Here is a 24,591-nt window from a genome sequence, read left to right on the forward strand (position 1 = left end):
TGACCGGATGGGGAACGCCGCAGGCGGGCGGCTGGCGCATCTGGTGCAGTTGTCGCGCGATGCCGGGATCGTGGTGCGGCGCAACCGCATCATCCTGTTCGTCACCATGGCGTTGTGCGTGCTGGCGGGGATCATCTATATCCTGCTGTCAACGCCCGACTATCGCGCCACCGCCTCGGTCGAGGTGGAGGATGTGCCGGCAGGGGCCGCCGGCGCGACGCCGAGGCCGGATGTGGCCGCCGATGGCGAGGCGATCATGCAGACCCAGATGGAGGTGCTGCGCAGCCGCGCTATCGCCGAAGATGTTGCGCGCGATCTTTCGCTGGTCGGCAGCGACCGCTTTTTCGAGGATATGGGCAGCCGCAGGCCGGGTCAGGGCGTCGGCACGCTCAGCCAGCGACAGGTGGAAGCCGACAAGGTGGTGAAGCTGCTGCGCGAGGGGCTGACCGTCGAGCTGCCGGGCAAATCGCGGGTGATGCGGATCAGCTTTATCAGCGCCGATCCGGTTTTGTCGGCGCGGGTCACGAACAGCTACGCCGACAGCCTGATCCGGGCGGATTTGAAGCGGGGTTTTGAATCGGGGGTGCAGGCGCGCCGCTTTCTGCTGGGCGAACTGGATGGCGCGCGCCGCGATCTGGAACGGGCCGAGCGCGATCTGGCGGGCTATGCGGCGCATGTCGGCGCCAGCGCCATCGTCGGGGATGAAGGCAAGCCGTCGGGCGCCAGCGGTGGCTCCGTCGCGGCGCGGCTGGAGCAGCTTAACGGCTTTCGCGCGCAGGCGACCGCCGACAGGATCGCGGCGCAGAAGCGTTGGGAAAGCGCGCGTGCGGCCGGGACCGACAGCTTGCCCGAAATATTGGGCAATGGCGCGATGCAGCAGTTGATGGCGCAGCGGGCGCAGGCGCGTGCCGAAGTCGCCGAGGAACGGCAATTCCGCAAGGACGCGCACCCCGAAATGCGCGAGGCGCGCGCCCGGCTGAACGCGCTGGACGAGCAGGCGGATGCGATGGCGAACACGATCCGCGCGTCGATCCGCCAGCAATATGAGGTCGCCGCCCATGGCGAAAAGCAGATCGCGCGCGAAATCGCCGGTCTGGAGCGCGACGCGATGGCCGAGCGCGGCCGGGACATGCAGATGGGCATCATGGAGCGGCAGGTCGACACCTATCGCCTGCTGCACGACAGCCTGCTCCAGCGCTATCGCGACATGGCGTCGCAGGCGGGTTTTCAGGCCGGGCATATCCAGCCGCTCGACCGCGCGGCGGTGCCGACCCGGCCATCCTCGCCGCATATCGGCGTCACCATGCTGCTCGCATCGCTGGGCGGGTTTCTGCTGGGATTGCTGCTGATCGCGGCGCGGCATATTTTCGACGATGCGGTGACATCGGCGGAAACGCTCGCCGAACGGGTGGACCTGCCGCTGCTGGGCGCGATCCCGTCGACGGGCGACGGGGTGCTTCCGGGCGAAATCATCGCCCCCATCGCCGCGTCGCTGCTGCTGGGGTCGGTTGCGGGCCTGCCCCGGTCGATCCTGTTCACCAGCGCGCAGGAGGGGGAGGGCAAATCGGCAACGCTTCATGCGCTGGCGCTGGCGCTGGCTGGCCTCGGCAAGCGGATCATCGTCGTCGATTGCGACATGCGACGGCCCCGTCAGCACAGCCTTTTTCGCCTGACCCCGGACAAGGGGCTGAGCGAGGTCATGACCGGGCAGGCGAGGCTGGAGGATGCGGTCGCCGAGAGCGGTGTGGCGGGGCTGTCAGTGCTGCCTTGCGGGGCGATGCCGCCCAATCCGGCCGAGCTTCTGTCCGCCTCCGCGCTCGATGCGTTGCTGGCGGACTTGCAGGGCCGCTATGATTCGGTGCTGATCGACGCGCCGCCGATCCTGGGCCTGTCCGACGCGCCCCTGCTCGCGGCGAAGGCGCAGGCGAGCGTGCTGATCGTGGAATGGGGGCGCAACCATCATGGCGGACTGCGCGTCGCGGTGGACCGGATGCGGCAGGCGGGCGGCGCGATATTGGGCGCGATCCTGACCAAGCAGCATGCCCGCGCCCATGATTATGATTATCACCGGGCGGGGTAGATAATAGTAGGCGGCCGGCCGGGCGCGATGTGCCGGCGCCGGTGCGAGAAAAGGCGGAGCGACCGGGGGCTGGCAGGAGTAGGATGGACCGATGACTCGCCCGCCCTTCGCCGCCTTTGCGCCGCCGATCCGGCCGCAATCGCCTTTGCGCGCCGCCATCACGGCAGCATATCGCAGGGACGAGGCCGCCTGCCTCGCGCCGTTGCTGGAGGCGGCGACGCTGGAGCCAGCCGATCGTGATGCAATCCGGGCGATGGCGGTCAGGCTGGTGTCGGCCTTGCGGGCGCGGGGGCGCAGCGGCGGTGTCGAGGGACTCGTGCAGGAATATGCGCTGTCGAGCGATGAGGGCGTCGCGCTGATGTGCCTTGCCGAAGCGCTGTTGCGCATTCCCGACGCCGCCACGCGCGACGCGCTGATCCGCGACAAGATCGCGAACGGCGACTGGCGCGCGCATATGGGCGGCGGGCGGTCGCTGTTCGTCAACGCCGCCACGTGGGGGCTGGTGATGACGGGCAAGCTGGTCGGCAGCGTCGACGACCGGGGCCTTGGCGCGGCGCTGACGCGGCTGGTGGCGCGCGCGGGCGAGCCGGTGATCCGGCGCGGCGTCGATCTCGCCATGCGGATGATGGGGGAACAGTTCGTCACCGGCGAAACCATCGGCGAGGCGCTGAAGCGCGCGCGGGTGATGGAGGCGAAGGGCTTCACCCACAGCTATGACATGCTGGGCGAAGCGGCGACGACTGCGGCGGATGCGGCGCGCTACTGGCAGGATTATGAGCTGGCGATCCATGCGATCGGGCGGGCGTCGGCCGGGCGCGGCATTGTTGCGGGGCCGGGCATTTCGATCAAGCTGTCGGCGCTGCACCCGCGTTACGCCCGGGCGCAGGCGGGCCGGGTCATGGCGGAACTGCTGCCGCGTGTGCAGCAACTCGCCGCGCTCGCCCGGCATTATGACATCGGTTTCAATATCGACGCGGAGGAGGCGGACCGGCTGGAACTGTCGCTCGACCTGCTCGAAAGCCTGGCGCTCGATCCCGCGCTCGGCGGATGGAACGGGCTTGGCTTCGTCGTGCAGGCCTATGGCAAGCGTTGCCCGTTCGTGATCGACTGGATCGTCGATCTGGCGCGGCGCGGCGGACGGCGGATCATGGTGCGGCTGGTCAAGGGCGCTTATTGGGACGCGGAAATCAAGCGCGCGCAGGTGGACGGGCTGGCGGACTTTCCGGTCTACACCCGCAAGCCGCACAGCGACGTCGCCTATATCGCCTGCGCGCGTCGGCTGCTGGCCGCGCCGGACGCCGTGTTCCCGCAATTCGCGACGCATAATGCCCAGACGGTCGCGACCATCCATCATCTGGCGGGGCCGGATTTTGCCGTGGGCGATTATGAGTTTCAGTGCCTGCATGGCATGGGCGAGCCGCTTTACGAGCAGGTGGTGGGCAAGGACCGGCTGGACCGGCCATGCCGCATCTATGCGCCGGTGGGGACGCATGAGACATTGCTCGCCTATCTAGTGCGGCGGTTGCTGGAAAATGGCGCGAACTCATCCTTCGTGCACCGGATCGGCGATCCTTCGGTGTCGATCGGGGAGATCGTCGCGGACCCGGCGGAGACTATGCGCGCCATGCCGCATCCGGGCGCGCGGCATGACCGGATTGCGCTACCGGGCGCGCTTTACCCCGACCGGCGCAATTCGGACGGCATCGATCTGAGCGATGAGAACGCGCTGGCGATGCTGGGCGAGGCTCTGCGGGACAGCGCGGCGATGCAATGGACCGCCGCGCCGGAGGGTTCGACGGGGGAGGCGCGCGCCGTGCTGAATCCCGCCGATCATCGCGATATCGTCGGCCATGTGATCGAGGCGAGCGAGGCGGATGTGCGCCGGGCGGTCGAGTACGCTGCGTCGAGTCGCTGGTTCGAGACGCCGGTCGCGGGGCGGGCCGCGATATTGGAGCGCGCCGCCGATGCGATGCAGGCGCGGATGCCGATCCTGATGGGACTCATCATCAGGGAAGCCGGGAAATCGGCCTCCAACGCCATTGCCGAGGTGCGGGAGGCGATCGATTTCCTGCGCTATTATGCGGTTCAGGCGCGCGCGACCTTCGGCCCGGAACAGGCGCCGCTCGGGCCGGTGCTGTGCATCAGTCCGTGGAATTTCCCGCTGGCGATCTTCACCGGCCAGATCGCCGCCGCGGTGGTGGCAGGCAATCCGGTGCTGGCCAAGCCCGCCGGAGAAACGCCGCTGATCGCGGCGGAGGGCGTGCGCATCCTGCATGAAGCAGGGGTGCCCGCCGATGCGCTGCAACTGCTGCCGGGAGCAGGCGATGTCGGCGCGGCGCTGGTGGCCGCGCCGCAGATCGCCGCCGTCATGTTCACCGGATCGACGGAGGTCGCACGGTCGATCCAGCGTCAGCTTGCCACGCGCCTGTCGCCGGACGGCAGGCCCATTCCCCTGATCGCCGAAACCGGCGGGCAGAATGCGATGATCGTCGATTCCTCCGCGCTGGCCGAACAGGTGGTCGGCGATGTCATCGCGTCGGCCTTCGACAGCGCCGGACAGCGCTGTTCGGCGCTGCGCATCCTGTGCGTGCAGGAGGATGTGGCGGACGGCGTGCTGAACATGCTGCGGGGCGCGCTGGCGGAACTGGCGGTAGGGCCGACCGACCGGCTGGCGGTCGATATCGGCCCCGTCATCAGCGCGCGGGCGCAGGCGACGATCAACGCGCATGTCGCGGCCATGCGCGCACAGGGGCTGCGCGTGGACCAACTGCCGCTGTCGACCGCGACGCTGCACGGAACGTTCGTGCCGCCGACGATCATCGAGATCGACGCCATCGCCAGCCTGAAGCGCGAGGTGTTCGGCCCTGTTCTGCATGTCATCCGCTTTCGTCGGGACGAACTGGACGGGCTGGTCGATGCGATCAATGCGACCGGCTATGGCCTGACCTTCGGGCTGCACACGCGGCTGGACGAAACAATCACGCGGGTGACGGCGCGGGTGAAGGCGGGCAATCTCTATATCAATCGCAACGTCATCGGTGCGATCGTGGGGGTTCAGCCCTTTGGCGGGCGCGGGCTGTCGGGGACCGGACCCAAGGCGGGCGGGCCGCTTTATCTGGGGCGACTGGTCAGGACGATGCCCGTGACCCTGTCGAGCGAGGTTTGCCCGCCCTTGCTCGCACCATTCGCGCAATGGCTGGAAGCGCAGGGCGAGATCGAAGCGGCCACCTTTGCGCGGCGTTGTAGCGAGGAGTCCGCCTGGGGCATGGTCATGGAGCTGCCGGGGCCGGTGGGGGAGCGCAACCTTTATGCGCTCCATCCGCGCGGGAAGATCCTGCTATATCCGAGGACGCGGGGCGGGTTGTTGCGCCAGATGGCGGCGGTGCTTGCCACCGGCAATCGCGGCGTGGTGCGGGGCATGGCTTTGCCGGATGACTTACCGGGCGAGATTGCAGCGTGTTTCTCGACGGGGATGGCCGATCGACCAAGCGTCGCGCTGGTGGAGGGCGACGCGGATCATGTTGCAGAGGTCGTGCGCGCGGTGGCGGAGATGGAAGGGCCGATCGTCACCGTCCATGCGGTCGGCAACGAGGCGGAGCGCGCTCCGCTCGAAGCGCTGCTGGAGGAGGTGTCGACCTCGATCAACATGACGGCAGCCGGCGGCAATGCCAGTCTGATGATGATCGGATAGACAGTGTGGCGAGACGAGGCGCCGCAAATGCGGCGTTTCTCGCCATGCAATATGTTGGTCGGGGAAAGAGGATTCGAACCTCCGGCCCCTGCCTCCCGAAGACAGTGCTCTACCAGGCTGAGCTATTCCCCGACCGATGCCGGAATCGCTTTTGGGCGATCCCGTAAGGCAGGCGGCGGTCTATAGTTGCGGGTTTCCGGGCTGGCAAGCGGGGGATGGCGCTTTTTTCTTACTTCGAGAGTCTGTCTGGAAATGCGCCTTTGGCGCATCCGCTCCGGCCCTTCAAACGAGGCACGTCACTCGTTTGAACCCACCCGACCGCCCATTCAGGATACACTCTGTGGGCGGTCGGGTGGGTGAGGGCCGGTGCGGCAACCTTAAATGCGGTCTTCCACGCATTTTCAAACAGACACTCAAAGCAGCCCGGCGGCGCGGAAGCTGAAATGATCGCCGCCTGCCCGGATGACATGGTCGGCAAGCTGTATGTCCATCGGGCGCAGGCGTCGGCACAGGCTGCGCGTGAGGGCGATGTCTGTGGCGTCGGGGAGCGGCGAGGAGCGGCCCTTGCGCTTCTGTTCCAGCGCCAGCCAGCGGCATTCGCGCGTCAGCAGCGTCTGCATCAGCGTGCGCCAGTCGGTCTGGCCGGTCAGTCGCTCGACGGGGCGCCAGTCGCCGTCGAGGATCACCATCGCGAGTTCGTTTCGGTCGAGCATCGCATCAGGCTGTGCCTGACGGCCGCCGCTCCACCATCCCGCGACTGGTCCATTTCGGCGGCAAGCGATGCAAGTCTGGTCCAAAGTGAAGGTCGGATTGGCGAGGGCCGGGCGGTGGGCTACATGCGGGTAGCCGCCGGATTCGGTTCGTTACGAAAGCTCCCGCCTTGACCCATCCCAGCTCCGCGCCCGTCCATTATGAAGAACAATATCTGGATCTGATGCGGCGGGTGTGGGCCGAAGGAAGCGAGCGGATCGACCGGACGGGTGTCGGCACGCGATCACTGCTGGGCGCGACGATGCGCTTTTCGCTGGCCGATGACGCCGTGCCGCTGCTGACCACGAAGCGGGTCTATTGGAAGGTCGCGGCGCGCGAGATGCTGTGGTTTCTGACCGGCGACACCAATATCCGCGAACTGGTGCGGCAGGGCGTGCATATCTGGACCGACTGGCCGCTGGATGCCTACCGGCGCGCGACGGGCGAGGAAATTGACCGCGACGCATTCGAGGCACGGATCGTCGCGGAGGATGATTTCGCGGCGCGCTGGGGTGATCTGGGGCCGGTCTATGGCGCGCAATGGGTGAACTGGCCGCGTTATGAGGACGCCGGCGACGGGCTGTTTCGGCGGGCCGAGCGGGGCCATGACCAGATCGCCGATCTGGTCGGGGCGATCCGCAAGACGCCCGGTTCGCGCCGCCTGCTGTTCACCGGATGGAATGTGGCGGAGGTGGCGCAGATGGCGCTGCCGCCATGCCATATGACCTATCAGTTTCAGGTGGCGGACGGGCGGCTGAACGGCCTGTTGTTCCAGCGTAGTTGCGATCTGGGGCTGGGCTTCGCCTTCAACATTTTCGGCCTGGCGATGATGACGCGGATGCTGGCGCAGCAATGCGATCTGGAGCCGGGCGAGATCGTCTGGCAGGGCGGCGACGTGCATCTCTATCTGAACCATGCCGCTTTGGTGGAGGAACAGATCGGCCGGACACCATCGGGTGCGCCGAAATTGCGGATACTTCGGCGGCCTTCGAGCATTTTCGATTATCGGATTGAGGATTTCGAGGTGGTCGATTATGCGCCCCAAGCGGCTATTTCCGCGCCCGTTGCCGTCTGAAAAGGGGGGCGGACAGGGAGGGCTTGCCAGTTGCGGCGTTGAAATATAATGTGCTTACCAAGCAACATTATTGCGCTGCACAAGAGGAGCCGGAATGAGTGAGTCGCCGCGACCGGACGCCGGGCCGGGTGATGGAGCGGGCCACAATATCGCTCCGCTGCGGCTGCATGTGCCCGAGCCGCCCGCGCGTCCCGGCGATCGGGCCGACTTCAGCCATTTCGATATTCCCGCCGCCGACGCGGCGCTGCGGCCCGATGAGACGGCCAGCCCGAATGATATGCGCGACCTGGCCTATGGGCTGGTGCGGGTGCTGGACGAGGAGGGGCAGGCGGTCGGCCAGTGGAACCCTGGCCTGTCGCCGGAAACGCTGCTGCGGATGCTGCGCGCCATGGCTCTGACCCGTGCCTTCGATGCGCGCATGTTCCGCGCGCAGCGGCAGGGCAAGACGAGCTTCTACATGAAATCCACGGGCGAGGAGGCGGTGTCGATCGGGGCGGCGACGGCGCTGGCGCGCGACGATATGTGTTTCCCAAGCTATCGCCAGCAGGGCATATTGATCGCGCGCGACTGGCCGATCATCGACATGATGAACCAGATTTATTCCAATCGCGGCGACCGGCTGAAAGGGCGCCAGTTGCCGATCATGTATTCGGCGCGCGAGGCGGGCTTTTTCTCCATCTCCGGCAACCTCACCACCCAATATCCGCAAGCGGTCGGCTGGGCGATGGCGAGCGCGGCGCGGGGCGACACGCGGATCGCGGCGACCTGGTGCGGCGAGGGATCGACGGCGGAGGGCGACTTTCATTCGGCCTGCACCTTCGCCAGCGTCTATCGCGCGCCGGTGATCCTGAATGTCGTCAACAACCAGTGGGCGATCAGCAGCTTTTCCGGATTCGCCGGGGCGGAAGCGACGACCTTCGCCGCGCGCGCGGTCGGCTATGGCATCGCCGGGCTGCGGGTCGATGGTAATGACGCGCTGGCCGTCTATGCCGCGACCCGCTGGGCGGCGGACCGCGCCCGCGCCAATGCCGGACCGACGCTGATCGAACATTTCACCTATCGGGTCGAGGGACACAGCACATCGGACGATCCGGGCGTCTATCGCTCCGCCGAAGAAAGCAGCCAGTGGCCGCTCGGCGATCCGATCGCGCGGCTCAAGCAGCATTGCATCGGCCTTGGCATCTGGGATGAGGAACGCCACGCCGCGATGGACAAGGCGCTGGCGGAGGAGGTGCGCGACGCGGCGCGGGCGGCGGAAAAGAACGGGATATTGGGCGATGGTCTCCATCATCCGATGGAATCGCTGTTCGAGGATGTGTTCGAACAAATGCCGTGGCATTTGCGCGAACAGCAGCAGCAGATGCTGGACGAATGGAAGGCGGCGGGGCTGTGAGGATGAACCGCACGACAGCCGTTCGGGCTGAGCCTGTCGAAGCCCTGCTCTTCGTTACAGAAAAGGACGGCCCTTCGACAAGCTCAGGACGAACGGAAGGAGGCCGCGCGCGTCATGGCTGATACCCATTTCGAAACCTCCGACGAACCCGTTCAGATGACGATGATTCAGGCGATCAACAGCGCGCTGGACGTGATGATGGCGCGCGATCCCGATGTGATCGTGATGGGCGAGGATGTCGGCTATTTCGGCGGTGTTTTCCGCGCGACGGCGGGCTTGCAGGAGAAATATGGCAAGAACCGCGTGTTCGATACGCCGATCACCGAATGCGGCATTATCGGCGTGGCGGTGGGCATGGGCGCTTACGGCTTGCGGCCGGTGCCGGAGATTCAGTTCGCCGACTATATCTATCCCGCGCTCGACCAGCTCGTGTCGGAAGCGGCGCGGCTGCGCTATCGCTCGGCGGGCGAGTTCATCGCGCCGATGACGGTGCGGTCGCCCTTTGGCGGCGGCATTTTCGGCGGCCAGACGCACAGCCAGTCGCCCGAGGGCATCTTCACCCATGTATCGGGGATCAAAACGGTGATCCCGTCCACTCCCTATGACGCCAAGGGGCTGCTGATCGCGGCGATCGAGGATAATGATCCGACGATCTTCTTCGAACCCAAGCGCATCTATAACGGCCCGTTCGACGGCCACTATGATACGCCCGCGAGAAGCTGGGCCGGGCACCGCCAAGCGCAGGTGCCGACCGGCTATTACAAGGTCGCGCTGGGCGAGGCGCGGGTGGTGCGGGCCGGGGAGGCGCTGACCATCCTCTGCTATGGCACGATGGTGCATGTCGTCGCCGATGTTGTGGAGACGAGCGGTCTGGACGCCGAGATCATCGACCTGCGGACGCTGGTGCCGCTGGATATCGCGGCGATCGAGCGATCGGTGCGCAAGACCGGCCGCTGTCTGATTGTGCATGAGGCGACGCGGACCAGCGGCTTCGGCGCGGAGTTGCTCGCCCTCGTGCAGGAGCGATGCTTCTATCATCTCGAAGCGCCGATCGAGCGGGTGACGGGGTTCGACACGCCCTATCCGCATAGCCTGGAATGGGCCTATTTCCCCGGCCCGGTGCGCATCCGCGAAGCCATCGCCAAGATCATGAAGGAGTGACAGGTATGGCGCTGTTTCCATTCAGGCTGCCGGATATTGGCGAGGGCATAGCCGAAGCGGAGATCGTCGCATGGCATGTCAAGGTCGGCGATCGGGTCGAGGAGGACCAGCCGATCGCCGACATGATGACCGACAAGGCGACCGTCGAAATGGAAAGTCCGGTGGCTGGCATCGTTACCCGCCTTGCCGGGGAGCCGGGCGCCATGGTCGCGATCGGGGCCATGCTGGTGGAGATCGAGACGGAGGGCGATCGTGCGGTAGAGCAGAGCCAGGACGATAGCCCGGCGCCCGTCGCTGAAGAGGCGGGGGAGACTTCGGTATCGCCGCCAGCTGAGTCCGATAAGGCGAGCGAGGCGGAGCCGCCTGCGGCCATGGCATCCCCAGATGCATCCCAAAGTGGGGGGAGTGGGGTGCTTGCCTCGCCCGCCGTCCGCGCCCGTGCCCGCGAACTGGGCATCGATCTGGCGCAGGTGAAGGCGGCGGGGGACCATATCCGCCATGCCGATCTCGACGCGTTCCTGCTTTATGGTCAGGCGCAGGGCTATCGCCCCGCCGGTCGGTCTGTCGTTCGGCCTGACGAGCAGCTCAAAGTCATCGGCCTGCGCCGCCGGATCGCCGAGAATATGGCGGCGTCCAAGCGGCATATTCCGCATTTCTCCTATGTCGAGGAAATCGACGTCACCGCGCTGGAGGCGATGCGGGCGCAGTTGAACGCGCATCGGGGCGACCGGCCGAAGCTGACGCTGTTGCCGCTGCTGATCGTCGCCCTGTGCCGGGCGCTGCCCGACTTTCCCATGCTGAACGCGCATTATAACGATGAGGCGGGCGTGGTGACGCGATTCGGCGCGGTGCATCTGGGGATCGCGACCCAGACCGACGCCGGGCTGATGGTGCCGGTGATCCGTGACGCGCAGGACCGCAATGTCTGGCAACTGGCGGCGGAGATCGGCCGACTCGCGCAGGCTGCGCGATCGGGCAAGGCGAAGTCGGAGGAACTGTCGGGATCGACCCTGACACTGACGTCGCTCGGCCCTCTCGGGGGCATCGCGACGACGCCGGTCATCAACCGGCCGGAGGTCGCGATCATCGGGCCGAACCGCATCGTCGAGCGGCCCGTCTTTCGCGGGCGCGAGGTCGTGCCGGCCAAGCTGATGAACCTGTCGATGAGCTGCGACCATCGCGTCGTAGACGGTTGGGATGCGGCCAGTTTCGTTCAGGCTGTCAGGGTGCTGCTGGAAACGCCGGTGTTGTTATTCGACGATTGAACTGGGCTATTTGGTCAGCACCACGATCGATCCCAGCGCCATGTCCGGTTCGAACAACATGCGCCACGCCCGCCGGATCAGCAAAAAGCGAGCTTTGCTGAACAACGGCGGGCGGGGACCGCGATCCTTGCAAAAGACGCTGAACAGATGGATCGGCATCGGCAATATCCGCGCATGGCGGAACCCAGCCTCTATCCCGCGCCGCACGATCAGGCGGGGCGGCATATCGCGTTCGGTCACTCCATACAGCGTCATGGCGTCCACCGAGGCCGGCTCGACAGAATGCCCTTCTCCCGGCTCATGGGTAACGAGGATGCCGCCCGGCCGGAGCGCGCGATAAGCGGACGCGATCGCCGACCCTTCATCCTCGGCATGGTGCAGAGAATCGAAGAAGACCGCAGCGTCGAACTGATCGTCCAGCCCCAGCGATTCGAAATCGCTGCACATAAAGCTCAGTCCGGGCGGATGACCGTTCAGCGCGGCATTTTCCTGTGCGAGATCGATCATGTCGGGCGCGATATCCTGTCCCACGACCTCATAGCCGCTGCGTGCCAGAAACAGGCTGGTCCAGCCGCCACCGCAGCCAAGATCGAGTATCCGGGCCGGGGGACGGGGCAAAAGGGTCATGATGAACCCGATCGACGCCAGTTGCATTCCGGCATCGGGATCGGAAAAGGGCTTTTGCAGGGAATGGCTGCGTCCCGGATCGCCGACGCGCGCGAGGTAGGTCAGTTCGCCCTCTTTGGGCATCCGCATTTCTCCGGTGGCTGTCTGAAGCCTCTACGGACTAGAGGCAGTCCTTTCAAGCTTTGCGGCCCTCAGAGTCTGTTTGGAAATGCGCCTTTGGCGCATCCGCACCGGCCCTCAGCGCATCGTGGCGCGATAGGTCAGGCGTCCGCCCTGGCCCGGCGGCACGGCGTCGGGCAGGGTCCAGCGGACATGGGTGATATCGGCGGGCACCGCGCGGCGCGTGCCGCCCAGCGGCGTTGCGAGCAAGAGCTGGTCCAGCCGGCCCCAATGCGCCCCGCCATCGACCGACACCTGCATGGCGGCATCGGACGGATCGGGATCGACGCCGCGCCGGACGGCGTTGGTCACGGCCAGGCTCTGGATCGGATGGCGGCCCTGATTGCTCCAGTTGATGACGAAGATCAGCCGATCGCCGGGCGACAGGCGGTCGGGGTTCGTCAGGATGCGGCGGGCACGGCCGTTGAGATCGGTGGTCACGCGTTCGACGAAAATCTGCCGCTCCAGCCGGATGTCGGTGCGCGCCATAGCCATCGGTGCTGCCGCGACGCAGGCGAGCGCGCAGAGGTTTCGCAGATATCGCCAGATCATCGACTGCCCCGTTTTCTTCCCCGGTGGCCAGCCTTAGCCGTTGTGCGCCAAAATTTGGTTAAGGCGGCGGCGGAATCACGGTTTGACGCCGGATCGATTGCAAATTGACGGGGCATCGGGGCGGGTGCAGAGCATGGCAGGTGGGCAAGGGGATCGACGCGGACGTGTCACTGAAGGAACAGCAGGAAATCAATCGTCGGCGGGACCGGCTGCTCGCGTCCATCGCGCTGACGAGCGGCATCGGCCTGCTGCTGGCGCTGCCCTTCGCCCTGCGCGCCGGGGCCGAGTTTTTCCTGCCGCTCACCGCCGCGCTCGTCATCGCCATCGCGCTGGTGCCGTTCCTCGAATGGATGGAGCGGCGCGGCGTTCCGTCCGGGCTGGCGGCGCTCTTTGCGGTCGTGGCGTTTCTGGTGGTCGCCAATACGGCGCTGGTGCTGATCATCGTGCCGGCGACCGACTGGTTCCGCATCCTGCCGCAGCGATTGCCGCAAATTCAGACGAATCTGGCGCCGCTCATCGATTTCTATTCCCAGCTTCAGCGCTTTGTCGATGAAACGGTGCAGATGCTCGCCAGCGGCCCGGCTGCGGCGGCGCAGACGGCGGCCGTCGATGCGCCAAGATCGCTGTTGCAGTTTGCCGCGACCTCCGCCCCGGCGGCGATCATCCAGATGGTGTTTGCGCTGCTCATCATCTATTTTTTCCTCGCCGGATGGACCCGGCTGCGGCGGCGCACGATCAACAGTCGCGGCAGTTTCGACGGGGCGATGGCGGTGGCGCGGGTGATCCAGAATGTGGTCGATGCGACATCGGCCTATGTCATCACGATCGCGACCATCAACCTGTGCCTGGGCGCGGCGGTCGCGGTCGCGCTGTGGCTGATCGGCATGCCATCGCCCTGGATGTGGGGCGGCATCGTCGCTCTGCTGAACTTCGTTCCCTATTTCGGGCCGATGCTGGCGGCCGTGCTGCTGGGGCTGGGGGGCCTCATGGTGTTCGACGATGTGTGGAAGGCGTTGCTGCCCGCCGCGCTCCAGATCGCCTTCCATCTGGTCGAATCGAATGTGGTGACGCCGACCGTGCTCGGGCGCCGTCTGACGATGAACCCGCTGCTGATTCTCGTGTCGCTCACTTTCTGGGCGTGGGTGTGGGGGACGCCCGGCGCGCTGCTTGGCGTACCGCTGCTCATCATCATCCAGACCGTCGTTTCGGCGGCTGGCATGCCCGATATCGCCGGTTTCCTGTTCGAGCGCGGCACGCTGACCGTCGCCCCGCGCGAGGAAAATGACGATAAAGAGAAAAGTGCCGGTTCTCACGGTTGACAGGTGGGACGCGCCAGCATATCTGGCCGCTCCACACCGAACGCGGGTGTAGCTCAGTTGGTTAGAGTGCCGGCCTGTCACGCCGGAGGTCGCGGGTTCGAGCCCCGTCACTCGCGCCATTTTCCTTCGGGGGAATGGCCATTTTGTAAGCGTTCGTGAAGGAAGCCCCGAGGCAGGGGCCATCCGCCAGATCGGGATTGTCAGGCGGGCTTTAGGGCCGGTGCGGCCTTATGAAATGCGCTCTTTCGCGCACTTCCAAATGCCCCTCATCGCCGCCAGCGCCCGGTCTCCATCCAGGCGAGCAGCCGCCGCAGCGGCAATATCCAGATCCATATCAGGCCCAGAAACAGATAGATCGGAACCTGCGCCCACATGGGCAGGCCGCCGATCAGCCCCGACAGGCTGCCTACCAGCACCGCCCAGCCGAGGATGAGGCCAAGGATGGCGAACATGCCCACAGGCTTGCGCCAGCTTGGCTCATAGATGTGGCGGGGGTCGATGCTCATGCGTCCAGGCTTTCGATCAGTTCGGTTTCGGTAAGGATGATGTGGAGCGGCAGGTCCCACGGGTCGGCCGGCACCGCGTCCTCCTCCTGAATCGACCAGGCGAGGCCGATGCGCAAGGCGTCCGGGTAACGGGCGAAGGCGCGGTCATAATAGCCGCCGCCTTGCCCCAGCCTGTTCATCGATCGGTCGAAGGCGATCAGCGGGGCGATGATGACGTCCGGCGTCACCGGGCCGTCGCCGGGTTCCGGGTGGCTGGTGCCGAACAGGCCGGGGCCGAGCGGGTCGTCGGGTTGCCAGGCGAGGAACTCCATGCCACCCAGCCGGTCGATCGTGCGGGGCAGGGCGATGGTCTTGCCCATCGTCGTCAACTGCCCCGCCAGCCGCTGCGCCGGGGCCTCGTCGTCCAGCGCCATATAGAGCGCGACCGAGCGGGCGGCGTTGATTCGGCGCGCGAGGGGCGAGGGCAGCGCCTTGAAAGCGAGCCGATGGGCCAGCGGATCGAGCGCCGCGACGAATTCGCGCCGCCGCTGCCGGGCGATCGTGCGCAGCCGGCTCTTGTCCGGGTCGGTCATGTCGTGGGTCATGGTCGCTTCCTGCCCGTCGGGACTGACGGCTGCAACCGGCGACTGCAAGGAAGAGAGGGGGTGACGGGACCACCTTGGCCGTGTGCTGGAAAATCCTCTGACGCCTCAACGTCAGGTGGGGACCATGTAGATCGGGCCGGAACCCGCCCAGAGACAGCCCCCTAGGATGTGATTATCGCCTCAGGGATGTTCGCTAAAGCTCGTACCAGGCAGAACCCGTCATACGCAATCTAGGCTGCCGGTGGCTCCGGGACAAGTCTTTGGTTCAGCTTTTCTATGCGCGCGGCCAATGCCTCTATCGCTTGTGCGGCCGGGGAATCGTCGCTCTCCAGGGGCAGGGCGGGCGGTCGCTGCGCCGCCTGGCGCTTGAGGTCCGCGACCTCGTCCGCCAGGAACAGGGCGGCGAACAACAGGGTGCGGGTTTCGGTGAGGCCCTGCGCGCTTTGCTGCGCGGCGCGCGCCTTTTCCTCGATCAGGCTGGCAAGATGGGCGAGATGGGCTTCCTCGCCATCACGACAGCGCACGACATATTGGCGGCCGGTAATGTGCAATGTCGTCTCAGCCACGATTCGCGCTCCCGGTTTCGCCGTCTCTCAGCTCGGAGATCAGATCGTCGAGCGACCGGAGCGCCGCCCGAGCGGCTTCGCGATCGATCGACGGTGGTCGGGTCGAGGCCGCCGCCGTTCGGGCCGCCTCCACTGCCGCCATATTGCGCTCAAGTCGGCTGATCGCGCGCTCCAGCGCGCCGATCGCCTGCATCATGCGGTCGCTTGCCATGCATCCTGCATAGCGAAACTTCGGGCCATGCAAAAGCAATCTGTAGTCGGTTTCGACGTCCGTTCCGGCGAACGGGTCGCCCCGCTGCGGTTGACGCCTAGCACATGAGGCGACAAAGGAGGCCCGATCGCGATTCGCAAGGCCCCGAGTTTTGCGATGCCTTTTGTTGCAGGAAAGATACCCGCCCTGATGACCGTTTCCGAAAAGTCGCTTGCGAACGCCATCCGCGCCCTTTCCATGGACGCCGTGCAGGCGGCGAACAGCGGCCATCCGGGGATGCCGATGGGCATGGCCGATGTCGCGACGGTGCTGTTCAAGGATTATCTGAAGTTCGATCCGTCGCAGCCCAAATGGGCGGACCGCGACCGCTTCGTGCTGTCGGCCGGCCATGGGTCGATGCTGATCTACAGCCTGCTGCACCTGACCGGCTATGCGCGGCCGACGATGGACGATATCCGTCATTTCCGTCAGTTGCACAGCCCCTGCGCCGGGCACCCTGAGAATTTCGAGCTGGCGGGCGTGGAAGCCACGACCGGCCCGCTGGGTTCGGGCCTTGCCACCGCGGTCGGCATGGCGATTGCCGAGCGGCACCTCAATGCGCAGTTCGGCGACGCGCTGGTCGATCACCGCACCTGGGTGATCGCTGGCGACGGGTGCCTGATGGAAGGCGTCAATCATGAGGCGATCGGCCTTGCCGGGCACCTGAACCTTGGCCGCCTGATCGTGCTGTGGGACGATAACAAGATCACTATTGACGGCGCGGTCGACCTGTCGAGCAGCGAAGATGTCCGCGCACGCTATGCCGCGACCGGATGGCATGTCGTGTCGTGCGACGGCCATGACGTCGCCGACGTGCGTCGCGCCATCGATGAAGCGCTGGCCGATCCGCGCCCCAGCCTTGTCGCCTGCGCTACCAAGATCGGCTATGGCGCGCCCAACAAGGCGGGCACGTCCGGCGTCCACGGTTCCGCGCTGGGCGACGCCGAAGTCGCCGCCGCGCGCGAGTTTCTGGGCTGGAGCGCCGAGCCGTTCGTCATCCCCGACGATGTCGCCGCCGCGTGGAAGGCTATCGGCGCCAAGGGCGCCCCGGTGCGCACCGAGTGGGAAGGACGCATCGCAAGTGACGCCAATAACGCCGAATTTACCCGCCGCATGGCCGGCGAACTCCCCGCCGACTTCTCGCTCGACGCCTATATCGACTCGCTGATCGCCAGTCCGCAAAAGGTCGCGACGCGCCGCGCGAGCGAACTGACGCTGGGCGCGATCAATGCGCTGCTGCCCGAAACGCTGGGCGGATCGGCCGATCTCACCGGCTCCAACAATACCAAGACGAAGCAGACGGGGCCGCTGACCCGCGACGATTATGCCGGTCGCTATGTCTATTACGGCATTCGCGAATTCGGTATGGCCTGCGCGATGAACGGCATGGCGCTGCATGGCGGTGTCATCCCCTATGGCGGCACCTTCCTCGTCTTTTCCGACTATATGCGCGGCGGCATCCGGCTGGCGGCGTTGCAGCAGCAGCGCGTCATCCATGTGCTGACCCACGACAGCATCGGCCTGGGCGAAGATGGTCCGACCCATCAGCCGATCGAGCATGTCATGTCGCTGCGCATGATCCCCAACCTTGATGTCTATCGCCCGGCCGACATTGTCGAGACGGCGGAATGCTGGGAACTGGCGCTCAAGGATGCGACCGGCCCGTCGGTGCTGGCGCTGACCCGGCAGAACCTGCCGCAGTTGCGGACGGAAAAATCGGAAAATCTCTCCGCGAAGGGCGCTTATCGCCTGCGTGCCGCGACCGCCGAGCGCAAGGTCGTGCTGGTCGCGACCGGATCGGAAGTCGAGATCGCGGTGGAGACCGCCGCGCTGCTCGAAGCGCAGGGCATTGGCGCGGACGTGGTATCCATGCCGAGCTGGGCGCATTTCGAAGCGCAGCCGCAATCCTACAAGGACGAATTGCTGCCTCATCATGTGCTGCGCGCATCGATCGAGGCGGGCACGACCTTTGGCTGGGAACGCTATACCGGCATCGCCGGTCTGCGCTTTGGCATCGACAGTTTCGGCGCGTCGGCCCCCGCCGAAGCGCTTTACGACCATTTCGGCCTGACGGCCGCCAAGATCGCACCGCGCATCGTCGCGGCGCTCAACGTCTAATCGATATCAACGCCTGACAGGGAGGCTAGTGCAGTGGCAACGAAGGTAGCAATTAACGGTTTCGGACGCATCGGCCGCCTGGTGGCGCGCGCCATCCTGTCGCGCACCGACCATGATCTCGAACTGGTCAGCATCAACGATCTGGGCGACGCGCAGGCCAACGCCTTGCTGTTCAAGCGCGATTCGGTTCACGGCAACTGGAAGGGCGACGTCAGCGTCGATGGAAGCTTCCTCGTCATCGACGGCAAGCGCATTGCCGTGACCGCCGAGCGTGACCCCGCCAAGCTGCCGCACGCCGCGCAGGGTGTGCAGATCGCGCTCGAATGCACGGGCATCTTCACCACCAAGGACAAGGCGAGCGCGCATCTGACCGCTGGCGCCAAGCGCGTCATTATTTCGGCGCCCGGCACCAATGTCGATCGGACCGTGGTGTTCGGCGTCAATCATGACGCCCTGACCGCCGACGACATCGTCATCTCCAACGCCAGCTGCACCACCAACTGCCTGGCCCCGCTCGCCAAGGTGCTGAACGATGCCATGGGCATCGAAAGCGGTTTCATGACCACGATCCACAGCTATACCAACGATCAGAATACGCTGGATCAGCTGCACAGCGACATGCGCCGCGCACGCGCCGCCGCGCTGTCGCAGATTCCGACCTCCACCGGCGCCGCCCGCGCGGTGGGAGAGGTTCTGCCCGAACTGAAAGGCAAGCTCGACGGGTCGTCGATCCGCGTGCCGACCCCCAATGTCTCGGTCGTCGATCTCAAGTTCATTCCGGGCCGCCCCACGACCAAGGAAGAGGTCAACGCCCTGCTGAAGGCAGCGTCGGAATCCGGCCCGCTCAAGGGCGTGCTTGGCTATTCGGACGAGCCGCTGGTTTCGATCGACTATAATGGCGACCCGCGCAGCTCGACCGTCGACAGCTTGGAAACAGCGGTCGTGGACGGCAAGCTGGTGCGCGTGTTGAGCTGGTACGACAATGAATGGGGCTTCTCCAACCGCATGATCGACACCAGCGGCGTCGTGGCGAAGTTTCTGTAATCTAACGAACGGACTAGCCACCGTTCACCCTGAGCTTGTCGAGGCCTGTCCTTTCTCCGGGGAACAGGCCAGGGCTTCGACAGGCTCAGCCCGAGCGGGCTGGGTATTCAGGGGAAAAGACATGACCAAGCCGTTCAAGACGCTCGACGATATGGGTGATATTCGCGGCAAGGCCGTATTGGTGCGCGAAGACCTGAACGTGCCGATGCAGGACGGTTCGGTCAGCGACGATACAAGGCTGCGAGCGGCGATGCCGACGGTGCTGGAACTGGCCGATCGCGGCGCGAAAGTGCTGATCCTCGCCCATTTCGGCCGGCCCAAGGGCCAGAAGAACCCGGAATATTCGCTGAGCAAGATCACCCGGCCGCTCTCGGCGGTGCTGGGGCGCGAAGTGCAGTTCATTCCCGATTGCGCGGGGCAGGCGGCGATCGACGGCATCGCGGTGATGCGTCCCGGCGATATCGCGATCCTTGAAAATACGCGCTTTCATGCCGGCGAGGAAAAGAACGACCCGGCGCTGGCGGATGCGATCGCCGCGATCGGCGATCTCTATGTCAACGACGCTTTTTCCGCCGCGCACCGCGCTCATGCCTCTACGGAAGGTCTGGCGCGCAAGCTGCCCGCCTTTGCCGGTCGATCGATGGAAAAGGAACTCGATGCCCTGACCGCTGCATTGGGCGAGCCGGTGCATCCCGTCGCGGCGGTCGTCGGCGGCGCGAAGGTTTCGACCAAGCTCGATGTCCTCAACAACCTCGTGACCAGGGTCGACCATCTCATCATCGGCGGCGGCATGGCCAACACCTTCCTGCACGCGCGCGGAGTCGATGTCGGCAAGTCGCTGTGCGAAAAGGATCTGAGCGACACGGCCGACGCGATCTTCGACGCGGCGGAAGCGGCCGGCTGCATCATCCATCTGCCCTATGATGTGGTGGTGGCGAAGGAATTCGCCGCCAATCCGCCCTCGGTGCGGACCTGCAACGTGCATGAAGTCGCGGCGGACGAGATGATCCTCGATGTCGGTCCGGCCGCGGTGGAAGCGCTGGGCGACGCGCTCAAAAATTGCCGGACGTTGGTGTGGAACGGGCCGCTTGGCGCGTTCGAAATGGCGCCGTTCGACACGGCGACTGTCGCGCTGGCGAAAACGGCGGCGGCGCTGACCAAGGATGGCAGCCTCGTGTCGGTGGCGGGGGGTGGCGATACCGTCGCCGCGCTCAACCATGCGGGAGTCGCGGGCGACTTCACCTTTGTCTCCACCGCCGGGGGGGCGTTCCTCGAATGGATGGAAGGCAAGGAGCTGCCGGGCGTCAGCGCGCTGATCGGCTGATCGGGGGCGCCGGTTAACCCGGCGCCTTTTCCTGCAACAGCGGCACCAGCACCGTGTTGAGGCTATCCAGATCGAACGCGCCGGACCGTGCGTAACGCAGTATCCCGGCGCGATCGATGACGAAATTGGTCGGTACGCCGGTCAGCGGTCCATAGGGTCCCTTGATCCGGCGCGCGGACGGGATCGCCATGGCGGCGAACAGTTTTTTGAGCTGAAAGAGCGGCACCGACCCTTCGGTCGTGATCGCAAAGACCCTGAGGCCACGCGGCTTCTGAAGCGCATAATAGGCGTCCAGCGTCGGTAATTCCTTGCGGCACGGCACACACCATGTGGCCCAGAAATTGAGCATCACCACCTGACCCTTGAGCGAGGCGAGCGAAACCTTGCTTCCATCCACCAGCGTCAGTTCAAAATCGGGTGCGGCGCCGCCGATCCGGGGCGGGGTCGCCGCGATGGCCGTATGGGACAACAGGCAGGCGGCCCCGATAAAGCCCAATCGTGCGAATACACCCGGTCCCATCAAAACCCCCTTGCCATGCCCTGACATGATCCCGGCCACGCCGCCGTCGTCATCACTAACATGGTTGAGAAACTTGCCCAAATCCGTTACTGGCCCCCGCAATCTTTCGCGGTGCAGCAACAGGGACCTCATCTCATGCAATTTCAGGACATGTCGAAGAAAATCGAACAGGGCGACGGCTTTATCGCGGCGCTGGACCAGAGCGGTGGTTCGACGCCCAAGGCGCTGGCCGGCTATGGCATCGAAGAAGGCGCATGGGATAGCGAAGAAGCGATGTTCGGCCTGATCCACGACATGCGCAGCCGCGTCATCACCGCGCCTGCCTTCAACGGCAAGAAGGTGCTGGGCGCGATCCTGTTCGAACGGACGATGGATGGTCAGGTCGGCGGCGTTTCCACCGTCAAGGCGCTGCTGGATCGCGGCGTGGTGCCCTTCATCAAGATCGACAAGGGTCTGGAGGACGAGGCGAACGGCGTTCAGGTGATGAAGCCCAACCCCACGCTCGACACGCTGCTGCATCGCGCCAAGGCGCTGGGCGTGTTCGGCACCAAGGAGCGTTCGGTCATCCACCTCGCCAATCGTGAAGGCATCGCCGCCGTGGTCGCGCAGCAGTTCGAGGTCGGGCAGCAGATCCTCGCCGCCGGTCTCGTGCCGATCATCGAGCCGGAAGTGAATATCAAGTCGGCCGAGCGCGCGCAGGCGGACCAGATCCTGCTCGAAGAATTGCTCAAGGCGCTCGACGCGATGCCGGGCGACGACAAGGTGATGCTGAAGCTGTCGCTGCCGGTCGAGCCGGGCCTGTTCGATCCGCTGGTCGATCATCCCCGCGTACTGCGCGTCGTGGCGCTTTCGGGCGGCTTCGCGCGGCCGGAGGCATGCGTCGAGCTGGCCAAGAATCGCGGCATCATCGCGAGCTTCAGCCGGGCGCTGCTGAACGATCTGCGCTTCCAGATGAGCGATGACGAATTCAACGCCTCGCTGGGCGGCGCGATCGACGAGATCCACGCCGCGTCGACCGCCAAGACGCCGGTCGCGGCCTGATCGATCGATGAAGGGCCGGGCGCGTGACCGCTCCGGCCCTTCATGGTCTTTCGCCGCGCGCCCGACTGGGGTAGGGCGCTCGGCATGACCGATTTCACGCAAGAAGAGCTGGCGCTCGATCCCCATTTCGCCGACCAGTTCGAGCGGGGCTTTCGCCCGGCCTGCCAGCTTTACCTGATCTCGCCACCCGTGATCGACGATCTGTTCGTGGATCGTCTGGGCCAAGCCTTCGACGGCGGCAAGGTCGCCGCGTTCCAGTTGCGGCTCAAGGGGCTGGACGATCATGCGATCGCCAAAGCCGCCGAACCCTTGCAGCGCCTGTGCGCCGACCGCGAAGTGGCGTTCATCATCAACGACAGTATCGGCCTCGCCAAGCGGCTGGGCGCGGACGGTGTGCATCTGGGGCAGGGCGACGACGACCCGCGCGAGGCGCGCAAGCTGCTGGGACCGAAGGTGCAGATCGGCGTGACCTGCCACGACAGCCGCCACCTCGCCATGGAAGCGGGCGAGGCGGGGGCGGACTATGTCGCGTTCGGCGCTTTCTATCCGACGGCGACCAAGGAAACGCATCATCGCCCGGAGCCGTCGATCCTCGGCTGGTGGACGACGCTGTTCGAACTGCCCTGCGTCGCGATCGGCGGGGTGACGGCGGCCAATGCCGCGCCGCTGGTGGCGGCGGGCGCGGATTTCATCGCGGTCAGCAGTGCCGTGTGGGGCCATGAAGCGGGGCCGGGCGCGGGCGTCGCGGCCTTTGCATCGATCACCGGCTAGTGGCCCGAATCTGAAGTTCGTGGCACTATCCTGCGAGGCTGAGCGAACTTCAGATTCATCAGGGCCACTAGCAAATATTCGATTCTAGTGTGGTTTATGAATTTGAAATACGCTCACAGCCTAGCCGCAACATGTAGCGTATTTCAAATCCACCACACTAGGGACCGCCCCCTTGCCCTCGCGGCCCAGTCCATGTAGAGGCCCCGGCAGCCCGAAAAGGCCGGCTCTTTTCAACCACAGACATATAGGCAGGCTCTTCCCATGAAGATCAGCGGCGTGGACATTCGTCCCGGCAACAATATCGAATATGAGGGTGGCCTGTGGCGCGCCGTCAAGATTCAGCATACCCAGCCCGGCAAGGGTGGCGCCTATATGCAGGTTGAGCTGAAGAACCTGATCGACGGCCGCAAGAATAATGTCCGTTTCCGCTCCGCCGAAAGCGTCGAGCGCATCCGGCTCGACACCAAGGATTTCCAGTATCTCTATGCGGAAGGCGACATGCTCGTTTTCATGGATCAGGAAACCTATGAGCAGATCAATCTGCCACAGGAATTGCTCGGCGACGCCGCCGACTTCCTGCAGGACGGCATGGAAGTGACGCTGGAAATGTATGAGGAGCGGCCGATTTCGGTGCAGCTTCCCGACACGATCGAAGCGACCGTGGTCGAAGCCGACGCCGTGGTGAAGGGGCAGACCGCGTCCGCCAGCTACAAGCCCGCGATCCTCGACAATGGCGTGCGCGTCATGGTGCCGCCGCACATCGTCAGCGGCACGCGCATCGTCGTCGACGTCTATGCCCGCGAATATGTGAAGCGCGCCGACTCCTGATATTGGTCCCTCCCCGTCGGGGAGGACGGAGAATTATATATGGTATCCCATTCGGGCCTGTTGACCGTCATGGAACGCGCCGTGCGCAAGGCGGGCAGCAAGCTGCGCCGCGACTTCGGCGAGGTCGAGCATTTGCAGGTGTCCCGCAAGGGACCGGCGGACTTCGTGTCGATGGCCGACAAGAAGTGCGAGGAAACGCTGGTCGAGGAATTGCAGAAAGCCCGGCCCGACTGGGGCTTTTTGCTCGAAGAGGGCGGGGTGATCGAGGGCGATCCCAACAAGCCGCGCTGGATCATCGATCCGCTCGACGGCACCACCAACTTCCTGCACGGCATCCCGCATTTCGCGATTTCGATCGCCGTCGAAGAGCCGATGTATGGCGGCAAGAAGGAAGTCACGACCGGCCTCGTCTATCAGCCCGTGACCGACGAAAGCTATTGGGCCGAAAAGAACCGGGGCGCGTGGCGGCATGACCAGCGGCTGCGCGTATCGGCGCGGCGCGACCTGGCCGACTGCCTGATCGCGACCGGCATTCCGTTCATGGGCCATGGCGATTTCGCGCAATGGACGCGCGTGTTCGGTGCGGTTGCGCCATCGGTCGCGGGGCTGCGACGGTTCGGCGCGGCGGCGCTCGACCTCGCCCATGTCGCCTCCGGCCGCTATGACGGCTATTGGGAAAGCGGCATCCAGCCGTGGGACATCGCGGCGGGCATCCTGCTGGTGCGCGAGGCGGGCGGTTTCGTCACCGATTTCCGCGGCGGCGACCAGTCGATCGAGCGCAAGGAAGTGATCGCGGGCAACGACGCGATCCACAGCAAATTGCACAAACTTGTTGCGGGCGCGTTGCGCTGAGCGACAATATGGCAAGCCTTTGTAGGGCTTGGCTTTTTGCGAATCATTCTCAGCCCTGCCACCCCTTGCTTCGCATATGCAGCGGGCCTAAAGCGCCCGCATAGTCCTTTTCGCC

General features: G+C 65.4%; 22 protein-coding genes and 2 tRNA genes. 15 read left to right on the forward strand and 9 right to left on the reverse strand.

Annotated elements, in window-relative coordinates:
• The first annotated feature begins 7 nt into the window (after nucleotides 1–7).
• Entirely contained in the window at nucleotides 8–2,080 is a 2,073-nt protein-coding gene (locus tag ACODSN_RS10295) for a GumC family protein (protein ID WP_489055248.1), read from the forward strand.
• A 91-nt stretch (nucleotides 2,081–2,171) separates the two neighbouring features.
• Nucleotides 2,172–5,771, forward strand: a complete 3,600-nt coding sequence (gene putA, locus ACODSN_RS10300; protein ID WP_489055112.1) for a trifunctional transcriptional regulator/proline dehydrogenase/L-glutamate gamma-semialdehyde dehydrogenase — start codon at nucleotides 2,172–2,174, stop codon at nucleotides 5,769–5,771.
• A gap of 55 nt (nucleotides 5,772–5,826) precedes the next feature.
• Here putA and ACODSN_RS10305 read toward each other — a convergent pair.
• Together ACODSN_RS10305 and ACODSN_RS10310 are read right to left on the reverse strand one after the other, a co-directional pair.
• A tRNA-Pro gene (locus ACODSN_RS10305) sits at nucleotides 5,827–5,903 on the reverse strand.
• Nucleotides 5,904–6,184: 281 nt separating this feature from the next.
• Nucleotides 6,185–6,484, reverse strand: coding sequence for a JAB domain-containing protein (locus ACODSN_RS10310; protein WP_489055113.1), 300 nt, complete (start codon nucleotides 6,482–6,484; stop codon nucleotides 6,185–6,187).
• Nucleotides 6,485–6,651: 167 nt separating this feature from the next.
• Here ACODSN_RS10310 and thyA point away from each other — a divergent pair, with 167 nt between their 5' ends.
• The 4 genes from thyA (at nucleotide 6,652) to ACODSN_RS10330 (ending at nucleotide 11,415) form a co-directional block, all read left to right on the forward strand.
• Entirely contained in the window at nucleotides 6,652–7,596 is a 945-nt protein-coding gene (gene thyA / locus ACODSN_RS10315; RefSeq protein ID WP_489055114.1) for a thymidylate synthase, read from the forward strand.
• Nucleotides 7,597–7,690: 94 nt separating this feature from the next.
• The gene (locus tag ACODSN_RS10320) at nucleotides 7,691–8,989 is read left to right on the forward strand and encodes a 3-methyl-2-oxobutanoate dehydrogenase (2-methylpropanoyl-transferring) subunit alpha (protein ID WP_489055115.1); all 1,299 of its coding nucleotides are present in this window, start codon (nucleotides 7,691–7,693) and stop codon (nucleotides 8,987–8,989) included.
• Between the two features lie 156 nt (nucleotides 8,990–9,145).
• Nucleotides 9,146–10,150, forward strand: a complete 1,005-nt coding sequence (locus ACODSN_RS10325) for an alpha-ketoacid dehydrogenase subunit beta (protein WP_489055250.1) — start codon at nucleotides 9,146–9,148, stop codon at nucleotides 10,148–10,150.
• A gap of 5 nt (nucleotides 10,151–10,155) precedes the next feature.
• Nucleotides 10,156–11,415 carry a dihydrolipoamide acetyltransferase family protein gene (locus ACODSN_RS10330; RefSeq protein WP_489055116.1) on the forward strand — a complete coding sequence of 420 codons (1,260 nt, stop codon included), beginning with the start codon at nucleotides 10,156–10,158 and terminating at the stop codon, nucleotides 11,413–11,415.
• A gap of 6 nt (nucleotides 11,416–11,421) precedes the next feature.
• On the opposite strand, the gene ACODSN_RS10335 is transcribed toward ACODSN_RS10330, so the two are convergent.
• Together ACODSN_RS10335 and ACODSN_RS10340 are read right to left on the reverse strand one after the other, a co-directional pair.
• A complete protein-coding gene (locus ACODSN_RS10335; protein ID WP_489055117.1) occupies nucleotides 11,422–12,165 on the reverse strand; it encodes a class I SAM-dependent methyltransferase in 744 nt (247 codons plus the stop codon).
• Between the two features lie 114 nt (nucleotides 12,166–12,279).
• The gene (locus tag ACODSN_RS10340) at nucleotides 12,280–12,753 is read right to left on the reverse strand and encodes a hypothetical protein (RefSeq protein ID WP_489055118.1); all 474 of its coding nucleotides are present in this window, start codon (nucleotides 12,751–12,753) and stop codon (nucleotides 12,280–12,282) included.
• Between the two features lie 164 nt (nucleotides 12,754–12,917).
• Between ACODSN_RS10340 and ACODSN_RS10345 the strand changes: the two genes are divergently transcribed.
• Together ACODSN_RS10345 and ACODSN_RS10350 are read left to right on the forward strand one after the other, a co-directional pair.
• Nucleotides 12,918–14,072: an AI-2E family transporter gene (locus tag ACODSN_RS10345; RefSeq protein WP_489055119.1), complete on the forward strand. Its 1,155-nt coding sequence runs from the start codon at nucleotides 12,918–12,920 to the stop codon at nucleotides 14,070–14,072.
• A 42-nt stretch (nucleotides 14,073–14,114) separates the two neighbouring features.
• A tRNA-Asp gene (locus ACODSN_RS10350) sits at nucleotides 14,115–14,191 on the forward strand.
• A 147-nt stretch (nucleotides 14,192–14,338) separates the two neighbouring features.
• On the opposite strand, the gene ACODSN_RS10355 is transcribed toward ACODSN_RS10350, so the two are convergent.
• The 4 genes from ACODSN_RS10355 to ACODSN_RS10370 form a co-directional block, all read right to left on the reverse strand.
• Nucleotides 14,339–14,578, reverse strand: coding sequence for a DUF2842 domain-containing protein (locus tag ACODSN_RS10355; protein ID WP_489055120.1), 240 nt, complete (start codon nucleotides 14,576–14,578; stop codon nucleotides 14,339–14,341).
• Nucleotides 14,575–15,162, reverse strand: coding sequence for a 5-formyltetrahydrofolate cyclo-ligase (locus ACODSN_RS10360; protein WP_489055121.1), 588 nt, complete (start codon nucleotides 15,160–15,162; stop codon nucleotides 14,575–14,577). The genes ACODSN_RS10355 and ACODSN_RS10360 overlap by 4 nt, the downstream gene beginning before the upstream one ends.
• A gap of 230 nt (nucleotides 15,163–15,392) precedes the next feature.
• The gene (locus ACODSN_RS10365; RefSeq protein WP_489055122.1) at nucleotides 15,393–15,728 is read right to left on the reverse strand and encodes a cell division protein ZapA; all 336 of its coding nucleotides are present in this window, start codon (nucleotides 15,726–15,728) and stop codon (nucleotides 15,393–15,395) included.
• Nucleotides 15,721–15,939 (reverse strand): hypothetical protein, encoded by a 219-nt coding sequence (locus ACODSN_RS10370; RefSeq protein ID WP_489055123.1) that lies wholly within the window; start codon nucleotides 15,937–15,939, stop codon nucleotides 15,721–15,723. The genes ACODSN_RS10365 and ACODSN_RS10370 overlap by 8 nt, the downstream gene beginning before the upstream one ends.
• Before the next feature lie 189 nt (nucleotides 15,940–16,128).
• Between ACODSN_RS10370 and tkt the strand changes: the two genes are divergently transcribed.
• From tkt to ACODSN_RS10385, 3 genes are all read left to right on the forward strand, one after another.
• A complete protein-coding gene (gene tkt / locus ACODSN_RS10375) occupies nucleotides 16,129–18,096 on the forward strand; it encodes a transketolase (RefSeq protein WP_489055124.1) in 1,968 nt (655 codons plus the stop codon).
• A gap of 33 nt (nucleotides 18,097–18,129) precedes the next feature.
• A complete protein-coding gene (gap, locus tag ACODSN_RS10380; protein WP_489055125.1) occupies nucleotides 18,130–19,140 on the forward strand; it encodes a type I glyceraldehyde-3-phosphate dehydrogenase in 1,011 nt (336 codons plus the stop codon).
• A gap of 121 nt (nucleotides 19,141–19,261) precedes the next feature.
• Nucleotides 19,262–20,464 (forward strand): phosphoglycerate kinase, encoded by a 1,203-nt coding sequence (locus ACODSN_RS10385; RefSeq protein WP_489055126.1) that lies wholly within the window; start codon nucleotides 19,262–19,264, stop codon nucleotides 20,462–20,464.
• Between the two features lie 13 nt (nucleotides 20,465–20,477).
• Here the strand turns inward: ACODSN_RS10385 and ACODSN_RS10390 are convergent, their stop codons facing one another.
• Complete coding sequence (locus tag ACODSN_RS10390) at nucleotides 20,478–20,984, reverse strand: TlpA family protein disulfide reductase (RefSeq protein WP_489055252.1); 507 nt, start codon at nucleotides 20,982–20,984, stop codon at nucleotides 20,478–20,480.
• 135 nt (nucleotides 20,985–21,119) lie between these two features.
• Here ACODSN_RS10390 and ACODSN_RS10395 point away from each other — a divergent pair, with 135 nt between their 5' ends.
• From ACODSN_RS10395 to ACODSN_RS10410, 4 genes are all read left to right on the forward strand, one after another.
• A complete protein-coding gene (locus ACODSN_RS10395) occupies nucleotides 21,120–22,025 on the forward strand; it encodes a fructose bisphosphate aldolase (protein WP_489055127.1) in 906 nt (301 codons plus the stop codon).
• Between the two features lie 84 nt (nucleotides 22,026–22,109).
• On the forward strand, nucleotides 22,110–22,796 hold the full coding sequence (gene thiE, locus ACODSN_RS10400; RefSeq protein ID WP_489055128.1) for a thiamine phosphate synthase: 687 nt from the start codon (nucleotides 22,110–22,112) through the stop codon (nucleotides 22,794–22,796).
• A gap of 261 nt (nucleotides 22,797–23,057) precedes the next feature.
• The gene (efp, locus tag ACODSN_RS10405) at nucleotides 23,058–23,624 is read left to right on the forward strand and encodes an elongation factor P (RefSeq protein ID WP_489055129.1); all 567 of its coding nucleotides are present in this window, start codon (nucleotides 23,058–23,060) and stop codon (nucleotides 23,622–23,624) included.
• Between the two features lie 39 nt (nucleotides 23,625–23,663).
• Nucleotides 23,664–24,476, forward strand: a complete 813-nt coding sequence (locus tag ACODSN_RS10410; protein ID WP_489055130.1) for an inositol monophosphatase family protein — start codon at nucleotides 23,664–23,666, stop codon at nucleotides 24,474–24,476.
• The last annotated feature ends 115 nt before the right edge of the window (nucleotides 24,477–24,591 follow it).

The organism is Sphingobium sp. FG11 (assembly GCF_057809915.1).

Excerpts from the sequence above, each read along its gene's own strand:
- ACODSN_RS10295 (WP_489055248.1), top strand. The coding sequence starts at position 8 with ATGGGGAACGCCGCAGGCGGGCGGCTGGCGCATCTGGTGCAGTTGTCG.
- efp (WP_489055129.1), top strand. The coding sequence starts at position 23,058 with ATGAAGATCAGCGGCGTGGACATTCGTCCCGGCAACAATATCGAATAT.
- putA (WP_489055112.1), top strand. The coding sequence starts at position 2,172 with ATGACTCGCCCGCCCTTCGCCGCCTTTGCGCCGCCGATCCGGCCGCAA.
- ACODSN_RS10320 (WP_489055115.1), top strand. The coding sequence starts at position 7,691 with ATGAGTGAGTCGCCGCGACCGGACGCCGGGCCGGGTGATGGAGCGGGC.
- ACODSN_RS10355 (WP_489055120.1), bottom strand. The coding sequence starts at position 14,578 with ATGAGCATCGACCCCCGCCACATCTATGAGCCAAGCTGGCGCAAGCCT.
- ACODSN_RS10395 (WP_489055127.1), top strand. The coding sequence starts at position 21,120 with ATGCAATTTCAGGACATGTCGAAGAAAATCGAACAGGGCGACGGCTTT.
- thiE (WP_489055128.1), top strand. The coding sequence starts at position 22,110 with ATGACCGATTTCACGCAAGAAGAGCTGGCGCTCGATCCCCATTTCGCC.
- ACODSN_RS10340 (WP_489055118.1), bottom strand. The coding sequence starts at position 12,753 with ATGATCTGGCGATATCTGCGAAACCTCTGCGCGCTCGCCTGCGTCGCG.
- ACODSN_RS10325 (WP_489055250.1), top strand. The coding sequence starts at position 9,146 with ATGACGATGATTCAGGCGATCAACAGCGCGCTGGACGTGATGATGGCG.
- ACODSN_RS10310 (WP_489055113.1), bottom strand. The coding sequence starts at position 6,484 with ATGCTCGACCGAAACGAACTCGCGATGGTGATCCTCGACGGCGACTGG.
- tkt (WP_489055124.1), top strand. The coding sequence starts at position 16,129 with ATGACCGTTTCCGAAAAGTCGCTTGCGAACGCCATCCGCGCCCTTTCC.
- ACODSN_RS10385 (WP_489055126.1), top strand. The coding sequence starts at position 19,262 with ATGACCAAGCCGTTCAAGACGCTCGACGATATGGGTGATATTCGCGGC.
- ACODSN_RS10370 (WP_489055123.1), bottom strand. The coding sequence starts at position 15,939 with ATGGCAAGCGACCGCATGATGCAGGCGATCGGCGCGCTGGAGCGCGCG.
- ACODSN_RS10390 (WP_489055252.1), bottom strand. The coding sequence starts at position 20,984 with ATGGGACCGGGTGTATTCGCACGATTGGGCTTTATCGGGGCCGCCTGC.
- ACODSN_RS10330 (WP_489055116.1), top strand. The coding sequence starts at position 10,156 with ATGGCGCTGTTTCCATTCAGGCTGCCGGATATTGGCGAGGGCATAGCC.
- ACODSN_RS10335 (WP_489055117.1), bottom strand. The coding sequence starts at position 12,165 with ATGCCCAAAGAGGGCGAACTGACCTACCTCGCGCGCGTCGGCGATCCG.
- ACODSN_RS10360 (WP_489055121.1), bottom strand. The coding sequence starts at position 15,162 with ATGACCCACGACATGACCGACCCGGACAAGAGCCGGCTGCGCACGATC.
- ACODSN_RS10410 (WP_489055130.1), top strand. The coding sequence starts at position 23,664 with ATGGTATCCCATTCGGGCCTGTTGACCGTCATGGAACGCGCCGTGCGC.